We start from the raw sequence: 3,746 nt of genomic DNA on the forward strand, positions 1-3,746 counted from the left end.
AGAAGGAAATTCCGCCGAAGTCTTCCATGACTAAGGCATAGCCATTGCGATATACTTCTAGGGCTAAGGGTTTGATAATGCTAGGGAAGTCGAGATTTTTGGCAATAGTATATTGGTTGCGAAATTGGACGAGTTCGTTAAAATTTGGGAATTCGTTTCGCAGTAGTTTGATGGTGACGGGTTGTCGATCGCCGATCCGGATGCCTCGATAGACAAGGGTGCGCGTTCCTGCGTATAATTGCTCTGTAATTTGATAGCCTGGTAAGTTAGCAGTCTCATTCATAATTTGTTAAGGTAGTATAAAGTTTTTCGTATTGTTGCCCATTCGTCACAGGTTAAGAAAGTGGAGAGAATGCCTAAACAAGCATCCCATACATAATGGGAACTGTTTCAACTCTATTAAATACGACGCCAAAACTCCAGTGATTCAATCTAAAATCTAAAATTCGGTGATGACAACAGATATTTTGCAGCTTGTCACTGCACGCGCTCTGTTTGACCAGTATAAATTAAGTGAGAAACAATCGGCGGTGTATCGCCAATATGAAAAGTACGAACACGCGCTTCTTCTGCACGATCGGCAACAGTAAAACGCTCGTGCTGACGCAAATGTTCTGCCCAAGATTCTACAACATAAGTTTCTACATAGCGACTCGGATCGGCGGTATCTTCCCACAAACCCCAGCGTACTGCACCATCGCGCCGACGCAAGCGACTCAAAGCGTGCATCGCCTCTGCAAATTCCTGCGATCGCGCTGTGTCGATGCGATATTCTATTGTTATCAGCACCGGCCCTTGTTCTGGATTCAATTCGATCGCGACTACAGGTTCCGGCCAGTGCAAAGATGGAGTTAAATCCAATTTCTCGCTGGTTGCTAAGCGATAGGGGACAGCAGCGACCAACCCGATAACCAAACCGATCGCCGCACCTGAAAGTGCGGTAGAATTTCCCCAACGCTCGGCAGCTAAGCCCCAAAATGCGCTGCCAGTCGCTATTCCACCTTGAAATACTAACTGATAAAGACTGAGCGATCGCGCTTGCACCCATGTGGGCACGGCTAACTGCGTGGCTGCATTTAAACTGGACATAATGCCAATCCACGCCAGTCCGCCTGCAACTAGCGCCAAGTACAGCAAACCGAGATTGCGTAAATATGCCAGCGCCAGTGTAGCTAAAGCAAATAGTACCGTTCCTGCTACAATTAGCACATCGGTAGAAACTCTTCTCCGTACTTTGGGCAGTACAAAAGCTCCCGTGACTGCTCCCAAACCGATGCACCCCAGCAGTACGCCGTATCCAAACGAACCGAGTCCCAGTTCCTGTTTTGCTACCAGGGGTAGTAGCGCCCACAAAGCACTACCGCAAATAATGAATACTCCCGTTCGCAGCAACACAGCACGCAAAACAGGTGCATATTTTAAATATCGCAGTCCGGCTCGAATTGCGCCGATCGTGCGTTCTGCGGGTAAGGCGCTTTTGGTTTGCGATCGCTTCCAACTATAGATTACCGCCATCACGCCCAGAAACGATGCCGCATTCAGCAGAAACACTACGCCTGCACCAGCTGCTGCCACCACAATACCACCCAATGCAGGCCCGACAGCGCGTGCCACATTGAAACCGACGCCGTTAAGGGTGATGGCGGTTGGCAATTGCGGGCGAGATACCAGTTCCGGTACAATTGCTTGCCAAGCTGGGGCATTCATCGCCGCACCCAACCCCAAGGCAAAAGTGAGTGCTAGCAGTAACCAAGGCGTCATGGCATGGAATAATGTCAGCACCCCAAGTAATAAAGCGGCAACCAACATCCAAGCTTGCCAAAATAGTAGCAAACGACGGCGATCGACAATATCCGCTACCGCACCCGCCGGCAGTCCGACGATAAACACTGGCAAACTGGTTGCAGTTTGCATCAGCGCCACCATCAACGGCGACGGTGAGAGGGATGTCATCAACCAGACCCCGCCGACATTCTGCATCCAAGTCCCGATATTCGATGCTACTGACGCGACCCACAGCGATCGAAATAAAGGTTGGCGAAGCGGATGTGAGGATGTGTTTGTCACCATTGGCGATGAAATTTTATTTGTAGTTATTCAATATTTTTGGATGAAAATTCTGCTTGTAGAAGATGACGATCGCATTGCGGAGGCACTCAAAGAAGCGCTCACCGACCAAAATTATACAGTGGATATTGCCGCTGATGGTGAGTCAGGTTGGAATTTTGCAGAAATTGGCGTTTACGATCTGATTTTACTGGATGTTATGCTGCCTAAGTTAGATGGTATCCGCCTTTGTCGGAGGTTGCGATCGCACGGTTTGAAAACGCCAGTTCTGATGCTAACTGCGAAAGATACCAGTACCGATAAAGTGATGGGATTAGATGCAGGTGCGGATGATTACGTCGTCAAACCTTTCGATTTACCGGAATTATCAGCAAGAATCCGCGCTTTACTGCGCCGAGGTAATTCCAGCTTACCGCCAATTTTAGAATGGGAATATCTGCGCCTCGATCCTAGTAGCTGTCAGGTGACTTATCGGGGACAAGAGTTGCGTTTGACTCCCAAAGAATATGGTTTATTAGAATTATTTTTGCGTAATAGCGGTCGAGTTCTCAGTCGCAGTACGATCGTAGATCATCTTTGGTCTTTTGATGATGACCCTCCCTCGGATGAAACTGTTAAAGTTCATCTCAAAGATTTACGCAAGAAGTTGAAAGCCGCTGGCGCTTATCATGACTTCATTGAAACAGTTTATGGGTTAGGATATAGGCTAAAACAAATTAGTCATTAGTATTTGTTTTTTTGACAAAAAACAACACCTTCGCCATGAACAATATCCAATTTAAAGCTTTGCGATCGCGTCTGTTACTATCATACCTGACGGTGATGCTAGCAATTCTCGGTACTTCTACTGTAACCGTATACGAATTTTTTTCGCGCATTCTTTATCAACAATTAGACGAACGCTTAGAGACTTTAGCTCAAGCAGCTGCCCACAGCTTGACCCAAATCAAACATGAATATCGCCAACAAAAGCAGAGTAATCCTGCTAATTTAACTTCTCATCCGCAAGTTTTTCGACGGTTAGATGGAGACGGAGATTTAGATATTCCCTGGCAAAATATGCGGGAACCGGATCAAGGTGTAGAATGGTTTGATGAAAATGGTCAGTTATTGGGAAATGCTGGCAAAACTTTTGACAATTTATCCCCCCGTGCTGGATTTGAAACATTACAGCAAGGCAAAATTCGCACAATTACAATTGGCGCGTTCAGCTACCACCAAATAGAAAAAAAATTAGAAGGTTACATTCGCACCAGCGAATCGACAGAAGAAGTGGAAACCGTTCTGATTCGCCTGCGCTGGGGTTTGGGTTTGGGGAGTGTGGTCGCGCTTAGTGTAACGGGGATTGGTGGTTTGTGGCTGACTAAACAAGCACTCAAACCAATTGAAGCAAGTTTTCAACAATTAAAACAATTTACAGCCGATGCTTCGCACGAGTTACGAAGTCCGCTGACGGCGATTAAAACTTCGGTGGATGTAATGCAAAATCATCCGGAACGAATTCATCCAGCGGATGTGAAAAAATTAAGTGCGATCGCATCTGCTACCCAACAAATGAGTCGGTTAGTAGAAGACTTGTTGCTATTGGCGCGGATGGATGCAGTAGCAGTAGCGGTTCAGCATGAATGGATAGCTATTCCTTTAGATGAAATGTTAGAAGATTTGCTAGAAATGTTAGA

At 46.5% G+C, this 3,746-nt stretch carries 4 protein-coding genes; 2 read left to right on the plus strand and 2 right to left on the minus strand.

Going from position 1 to position 3,746, the window contains the following annotated elements; genetic code table 11:
* Positions 1-283 (minus strand): serine/threonine-protein kinase (locus H6S82_RS23265; protein ID WP_191056782.1); only part of this gene is annotated, 283 nt, incomplete at its 3' end.
* A 194-nt stretch (positions 284-477) separates the two neighbouring features.
* Complete coding sequence (locus H6S82_RS23270; protein ID WP_190470502.1) at positions 478-2,070, minus strand: MFS transporter; 1,593 nt, start codon at positions 2,068-2,070, stop codon at positions 478-480.
* Between the two features lie 40 nt (positions 2,071-2,110).
* On the opposite strand from H6S82_RS23270, the gene H6S82_RS23275 reads away from it, so the two are divergent.
* A complete protein-coding gene (locus H6S82_RS23275; RefSeq protein WP_190470545.1) occupies positions 2,111-2,794 on the plus strand; it encodes a response regulator transcription factor in 684 nt (227 codons plus the stop codon).
* Positions 2,795-2,829: 35 nt separating this feature from the next.
* Positions 2,830-3,746: histidine kinase dimerization/phospho-acceptor domain-containing protein (locus H6S82_RS23280; RefSeq protein WP_277926546.1), on the plus strand; the 917-nt coding region annotated here is incomplete at its 3' end.

It is taken from the genome of Planktothrix sp. FACHB-1355, from assembly GCF_014748295.1.
GTDB classification, from domain to species: domain Bacteria; phylum Cyanobacteriota; class Cyanobacteriia; order Cyanobacteriales; family Aerosakkonemataceae; genus Aerosakkonema; species Aerosakkonema funiforme_A.